The sequence below is a fragment of the Akkermansia sp. genome, from assembly GCF_020860705.1.
Taxonomy (GTDB): domain Bacteria; phylum Verrucomicrobiota; class Verrucomicrobiia; order Verrucomicrobiales; family Akkermansiaceae; genus Akkermansia.
Map to the genome: position 1 here is coordinate 1 of NZ_JAJBTT010000025.1, position 7,052 is coordinate 7,052.

At 58.5% G+C, this 7,052-nt stretch carries 6 protein-coding genes; 1 reads left to right on the forward strand and 5 read right to left on the reverse strand.

Annotation, left to right across the window (positions count from 1 at the left end; translation table 11 throughout):
• The first annotated feature begins 20 nt into the window (after positions 1-20).
• Complete coding sequence (locus LIO64_RS05330; RefSeq protein WP_290548413.1) at positions 21-1,142, forward strand: tetratricopeptide repeat protein; 1,122 nt, start codon at positions 21-23, stop codon at positions 1,140-1,142.
• Positions 1,143-1,316: 174 nt separating this feature from the next.
• Here LIO64_RS05330 and hypE read toward each other — a convergent pair whose 3' ends face one another.
• The 5 genes from hypE to hypB are packed head-to-tail and all read right to left on the reverse strand — an operon-like array spanning position 1,317 to position 6,700.
• Entirely contained in the window at positions 1,317-2,351 is a 1,035-nt protein-coding gene (hypE, locus tag LIO64_RS05335; RefSeq protein ID WP_290548414.1) for a hydrogenase expression/formation protein HypE, read from the reverse strand.
• Positions 2,352-2,355: 4 nt separating this feature from the next.
• Positions 2,356-3,423 (reverse strand): hydrogenase formation protein HypD, encoded by a 1,068-nt coding sequence (gene hypD / locus LIO64_RS05340; RefSeq protein WP_290548415.1) that lies wholly within the window; start codon positions 3,421-3,423, stop codon positions 2,356-2,358.
• A 33-nt stretch (positions 3,424-3,456) separates the two neighbouring features.
• Positions 3,457-3,705: a HypC/HybG/HupF family hydrogenase formation chaperone gene (locus tag LIO64_RS05345; protein WP_290548416.1), complete on the reverse strand. Its 249-nt coding sequence runs from the start codon at positions 3,703-3,705 to the stop codon at positions 3,457-3,459.
• Positions 3,706-3,708: 3 nt separating this feature from the next.
• Positions 3,709-6,036, reverse strand: a complete 2,328-nt coding sequence (hypF, locus tag LIO64_RS05350) for a carbamoyltransferase HypF (RefSeq protein WP_290548417.1) — start codon at positions 6,034-6,036, stop codon at positions 3,709-3,711.
• Positions 6,017-6,700, reverse strand: coding sequence for a hydrogenase nickel incorporation protein HypB (gene hypB / locus LIO64_RS05355; protein WP_290548418.1), 684 nt, complete (start codon positions 6,698-6,700; stop codon positions 6,017-6,019). The genes hypF and hypB overlap by 20 nt, the downstream gene beginning before the upstream one ends.
• Positions 6,701-7,052: the final 352 nt, after the last annotated feature.

Genomic DNA, 7,052 nt, shown 5'->3' on the forward strand with positions numbered 1-7,052 from the left:
AACCCCTACCCCATCCCCCCATGAAATTGATAGATTACTATCGTTATGCAGCCTTGCTCTATGCATCCGCCTGCTGCAGCGCATCGCCGCTTTACGGCCCCCTGGAAACAGGACTGCAGGAAGCTCAGCTTCTGAAATCCCTGAAGTCCTGCAAATCTCTGGAAGGACCGGGAACGGACGCCTACCTGAGCCGCACCGGACTGAATGGCGTTTATAAAACGAAAAAGCCCATTGGCAGCCTCTTCTTTTCCCTTCATTTCGAATACAACAAGGACGGCGGCTTGAGGGCTGTCTCTTTTTATTCCAACACCAAGGCAGGAAAGGACGAATATGATACGCGCCTGAAATCCCTGTACAAGCGCATGCTGAACGGACTGACAGGCCTTTATGGACCGCCCATGAACCTGCCGGACTGGATTGAAAAGGATTCCCTGCCTACGGACCGCGTCCTGTACATGCATATGTGGCGTATCCAGCCGGGCTGCTTCCTGATGGCCGGACTGGCCAATATGGGCGCCTCCGGCTATATCCCCGTTTTCCGGATTTCCCCGCCTGCCGGAATGCCTCCCACATCCAAGAAAGACAGGGACAAACTCAAATCAGAATGGGCCGCCATGCCTGAATTCTACGAGTTCACCAAGGCGGAACGCTTCCTTGCCAACGCGGTATTCGCCATGTCTCATAAAAAATATCCGGACGCCCTCCTGCTTTTCCAGAAAGCCGCGGACCTGGGCAGTCCCAACGGATACTGGGGCCTGGCCCACCTGTACCGGATGGGTGCCCCCGGAGTGGAAAAGAATGTGAGTCTGGCGGATGAATGTACCAAGAAAGCGGCTCTGATGGGATTTGCCCGGGCCGCCATGAAATTGGGAAAAACGTGGGAGCAATTCTGCAAGAACCAGGATTTCAACGAAGCGGAAGCCAAAGAATGGCAGAACAGGAACCTTCGTGCCGCCAGGGCCGGCTATGCTTCCGAACAATACAACATGGGCATCATCTACCAGCACGGCTTTGGCGTGGAAAAGAACCTGGATACCGCCAGGGAATGGCTTGAAAAAGCAGCCTCACAGGACCACACGCAGGCAAAAACGGCATTAAAAGCACTTCCAGCCGCCGGAAAAGGAGACTCCGGCCTTTCCTGATCCACATCCGACAACAAACTTCCCCACACCAAGCCGGCTGTCGCTCCACCACAAGCACACACAGCCGCTCCGGCAAATCCCTATGAAATGCCAGACCGGCAGGGAAGCGGCCCCAACCGCTTCCCTGCCAACAATCCGGAAACCATTTACGCCAGGCGGGCCCCGCCAGCACTATCAGCAAATGCGGGGGAGCTGCATCCCGGAAGGCATGGCCAGCACCCGCTCCACACCCAGACGCCCCGCCATCAGGAGCGGCGCCGTTCTGAATTCTTCCACACGGCCTATCACACAGGCCCCGCCGGAGACACCGCAGCGGTGCATCAGGCACAGGGCCTCTTCCTCATGCTCCCTGGGGAGAATAGCCAGATAACGGCCTTCACAAGCCACTTGAAGAGGGTCCAGCCCCAGCAAACCGCACGCCGCCCTGACATCTTCCCGCACGGGAATGGATGTTTCCTCCAATTTTACCGTCAGGCCGGAGGATTCCGCAATTTCCGAGAGGGTGGCCGTTAACCCGCCACGAGTCACGTCACGCAGGCAATGCACGGGAATTCCTGCACGGACAACGGCAGCCACGGATTCATGCAGGGGGGCGGAATCACTCTCCAATCCCACCCCGAAGGACAACCCTGCCCGCAGCCCCATGATCGTCATGCCGTGCCTGCCCAGATCACCGCTCAGCAAAACGGAATCTCCCGGCCGCACGGAGGAAGGGCTGATCTCCAACCCGTGGCGAACCACGCCCACCCCGGCGGTATTGATGTAAATGCCATCCCCCTTTCCGTGCTCCACCACCTTTGTATCCCCCGTCACGATAGGGACGCCCGCTGCCCGCGCCGCTGCTGCCATATCCTGCACCACGCGGTCCAGCACATCCATCGGAAGTCCTTCTTCCAGAATAAAACCCGCCGTCAGATACAGGGGATCCGCACCGCTCATGGCAAGATCATTCACCGTGCCGTGCACCGCCAGGGAACCAATCGTTCCCCCAGGGAATTCCAAAGGCTGCACCACGAAGCTGTCCGTGGTCACCGCCAGCCGGCCCGGTGGAAACTCCCGCACGGCCGCATCATTCTGCACGCCTCCGGCAGTGGAGCCAAACGCATTCAAAAACACGGATCGGATCAGGTCATTCATCAGACGGCCGCCGCCGCCATGAGCCATCTGGATACGGTCGGAAACGTGTTCCGGAACAGAACATTCAAACATGGGATTAATTTCTCTTATAACGGTAATAGGCCGCACAAGCCCCCTCCCCGGACACCATGGGAGCGCCCAGAGGAGCCAGCGGCGTACAGGATGTGCCGAAAAAGGGGCATTCCTCCGGATGAAGCAGCCCCCTGAGTACCTGGCCGGCCAGACATCCGGAAGCCTCATCCGCGCCATGACCGCTTTTTCCGCATCCAAAACGGAGGGAGGCATCCATGCCCTCCCATTCCCGGCGCACCTTCATGCCTCCGCCGGGGATCAGCCCCAGGCCGCGCCAATGGCGGTCTTCCGGTTCAAAAACCTCCTGCATCCTTTTCCGGGCCTCCTTATTCCCCTCCGGCTTTACATAGCGTCCATAGGCGTTCCGTACCGTGCATTCCCCGGCTTCCAGCTGGCGGACGCACATCAGCATGCCGCGGAGCAGGTCCGGAGCCTCAAACCCAGTCACCACCATGGGAGCCCGGTAGCGAACGGCCAAACGGCCATAATCCTCTTCACCCGTGATGGCGCAGACGTGGCCCGGCGCCAGAAAAGCGTCCGGCCTTCCCTCGTCCTGTTCCATCAGCCATTCCAGGGCAGGAGGCACCTGCACATGGGCGCAAAGCACGGAAAAATTGGCGTATCCCAGCGCGCGGGCCTGCTGCATGGCCAGGGCCGTGGCCGGAGCCGTCGTCTCAAACCCCACGGCAAAAAACACCACGTCCATGCCAGGATGGCTTCCCGCAAAAGCGACCGCCTCCAGCGGAGAATACATCAGGAGTACCTTCCCTCCGCGGGCTTTCGCGGAGAACAGGTCGCCATTGGAACCGGGAACCCTCATCATGTCCCCGTAAGTGCACAAGACCACGCCGGGGCGGAGGCTCAACTCCACGGCCTGGTCAATCAAATCCACGGCCGTAACACAGACCGGGCAGCCGGGGCCATGAATCAAGCGCAGTTCCGGAGGAAGCAGCTCCTCCATCCCCAGGGAGGCAATGGCATGAGTCTGGCCGCCGCATACCTCCATCACCGACCACGGCCGCGTCACGGCACGGCGCAACTCTTCAAGCAACCGGTGAACTTCATTCTGCATACACCATTAAAGCTTTCATTCAGGCAAACGGCATCATCCTGACACGGGATCGGTATGTTCCACGATCTCCCTCATTTCCCTCCTGGTTTGCAACGCTGTCTCTTCATCCAGCACGCTCAAAGCCATGCCCACGTGCACGATGACGTAATCCCCCAGAACGGCCTCCGGCACACAGGCCAGGTTCACTTCACGGGTTACGCCGCCAAAATCCACCACCCCAAGCCTGAACAGCGGATCCGTCTCATTAATGCCCACGATCTTTCCGGGAACAGCCAAACACATATCTTATCCTTTCCATTGGCGCACGACCGCCGCAGCCTGTCCCAGGGAAATCCCCCCGTCATTGCAGGGAACCCGCTGCGGCAGGGACAGCTGGCACTTTCTAGACTGGGCCATTCCCGTCAGTCCTTCAAGCAAAAAGGCATTCTGAAAACATCCGCCGCCCAGCACCAGCCTGTCCATGCAGAAATGCTCCGCCACGTCAAATGCCAGGTTCACCAGGCTTTCATGAAACTTCCGGGCGATGCAGCCGCGGGAAACACCTTTCACCAGGTCGTCATCCACGGCTTTCAGCAACGGGCGCCAGTCCAGCTCCAGCAGGGAGCCTTCTTCATGCATGATCCATTCATACGGGTTCCCCTGCACTTCTTCCGCGGAAGCGGCGGCGGCCCAGGATTCCAGCATCATGGCGGCATGCCCTTCACATCCAGCCACGCCGTCAAAACCGCACCAGAAAGCCATGGCGTCAAAAAGGCGCCCCATGGATGAAGTGGCCGGGAAATGGATATTCCGGTCCATCATGGCCTCCAGGGCCTCCCGCTTCTGCAAGGCCATTCCGCCTTCCAGGCGACGGTCAAGCCCATCCGTCCGCCACGACGCCATCTGCCGCGCCAGGGAACAGGCGCACCGCGCAGGTTCCCGTACCGCTTCATCCCCGCCGGGCAGCAGGAACGGCCTGAGCCGGGCCACCCTCCGGGGTTCCCCTTCCTCCTCCATGACAAAAAACTCTCCGCCCCACACCGTTCCGTCCGTGCCGAATCCCGTTCCGTCCCAGGCTGCACCCAGGGCTGGAAACGGCGTCTCATTCTCCACGGCACAAGCCAGCACATGGGCGTGATGATGCTGCACAGGAACGACTTCCACATTCCACTCCCTGGCCAGGCGCCTGCCCAGGGCGGAGGAAGGGCCGTCCGGATGAGCGTCCACAGCAATTACCTGCGGTGCGGCTCCCAGCGTATGGCCCAGGGTCTCCACCGTCTGTTCAAAAGCATTCAGAGAAGAAACGCTGTCCAGATCGCCCAGATGCTGGCTCATGACGGCCACTCCGTCTTTCAGCCAGCAAACGGTATTCTTCAACCCGGAACCAAGGGCGAGCACATGGGGAGCTTCCGGAGAGGTGCGCCACACGGGCCGCGGGGCATATCCGCGGGCGCGGCGAACCATCATGGTCCTCCCCGCCGACACGCGAACCACGGAATCATCCACAGGCCGCACGACGGGACGGTCATGCACGAAAAACACATCCGCCACATGGCCCAGTTTCTGCAAGCCCTCCTTTACGGAAATGCACAGGGGATCTCCGCTCAGGTTACCGCTGGTCACTACCAGGGGCTTATTCCACACATCCATCAGCAGGGCATGAAGGGGGGAGGACGGCAGCATCACCCCCACAAAACGGCTGAACATGCACACGGAGGGAGCCAGATCCACCTCCTTCCTTCCGGGAGCCAGCACAATGGGAGCCGCCGGAGAAAGCAGCAGGCGTTCTTCCTCCTCTGACAAAAGGCAAAGCTTTTCCGCAGCGGCCAGATCCGGCACCATCACGGCAAAGGGCTTGGCATCCCGCCCCTTCAACCTCCGGAGGCGTCTCACCGCAGCTTCCGAAGAAGCGTCCGCCAGCAGCTGAAACCCTCCCACGCCCAGCAGGGCTACGATCAGGCCGTCCGCCAGCACCCAAGCTACCTGCTCCGCAGGAGTGTCAAACCCGTGGCCGAATCCCAATTCCGAACCATCGGAAAACAGTACCTTCATGGAAGGGCCGCACGAGGGACAGCCGATGGGCTGGGCATGGAACCGCCGATCCTCCACATCCCGGTACTCTCTCAGGCACTTCGGGCACATCCGGAACTTTTTCATACTGGTGCCCGCACGGTCATACGGCATCGTCTCAATGATGGAATAGCGGGGACCGCAGTGCGTGCAGTTGGTGAACGGGTAATGATACCGGCGGGAAGACGGGTCCCGCATCTCCTTCAGGCACTCCGGGCACGGGGCCAGATCCGGCAGTATCATCGGAACTCCCCCGGAGGAGGAGTCGCTTTCCACAATGCGGAACTCTTCAAAACCGGCAGGCTCGCACACGGACTGTTCCACGCCGTACACGCGGGCGTGCTCCGGCAGGTTTTTCATCAACGCGGTAAAAAAACGTTCCGGAACGCCGGGTTTCCCTTCCACGTGAATTTCAACGCCGGATTCCGTATTGCGAACAAATCCCTTCAGCCCCAACTGCACAGCCAGACGGTACACATAGGGACGAAAGCCGACTCCCTGGACGAGGCCGGCTATTTCAAATTTCAATGCCGCAGCGGCCTGTTCAATGGTGGTGATGGACATGATTCTGAATCCCGCCTTCCCGGACGCGGCGCGCACGTTCCACAATCTCGTCACACCAGGCATCCATTCCTTCTCCGCTCTTGGAAGAAAGCTCAATCACACGCGCATGGTGAGCCACCTTGTTCAGGGCCGCCAGGGCGGCATCCCGGTCAAAATCCACGGCATCCGCCAGATCGGACTTGGTCACCAGGGCCACGTCAGCGGAATGGAACATGGGAGGATACTTCAACGGCTTATCCTCCCCTTCCGTCACGGAAAGAAGAACCACGCGCATGCCTTCCCCCAAATCATAGGAAGCCGGACAAACCAGGTTGCCCACGTTCTCTATCACCAGCACGTCCAGCTCATCCAGAGGCATCTTCTTCATGGCCTCCGCAATCATATGGGAATCCAGATGGCACATCGTGCCCGTAGTAATTTGTACCACGGGAATATTCGCACGGTTCAGGCGTTCCGCATCATTGTCCGTCGCCAGATCCCCTACGATCACCCCCATGCGCGCACGGCCCCGGAGCATTTCCGCCGTCTTCTGCAACAGGGAGGTCTTACCGGACCCTGGAGAAGAAAAAACATTGATCACCAACAGATTTTTTGCAGCAAAAAAACCTCTGTTGCGTTCCGCCAACCGGTCATTGGCATCCAGCACAGGAACGTGGACGTCCATACCGTGGCTGTGACTTTCATGGGAGTGTTCACCTCCGCATCCGCAATCTTTACACATAATCAATACCGATATTAGATCCCTAAAAAGAAAATTCCGCTCATTCATCCTACGTCATGCCTTTGTTGAAACAAGTCCAATTTTCCCCAATGTACATCTTCCCGTAAAGCAAAAGAAAAAAGATAGTACCGGGTATTGGGAACATGCAATGAACATGAAAATTCATTACTTGAAAAAGACCTTACCAGCAGGAGGCATATTTATTATTTCACGTTGATATTTAATATTTTTATTTGACATCGGATTGCAAATCCGCCAACTATTTATATGGGGAGAAACCAACTTTCGATACTGT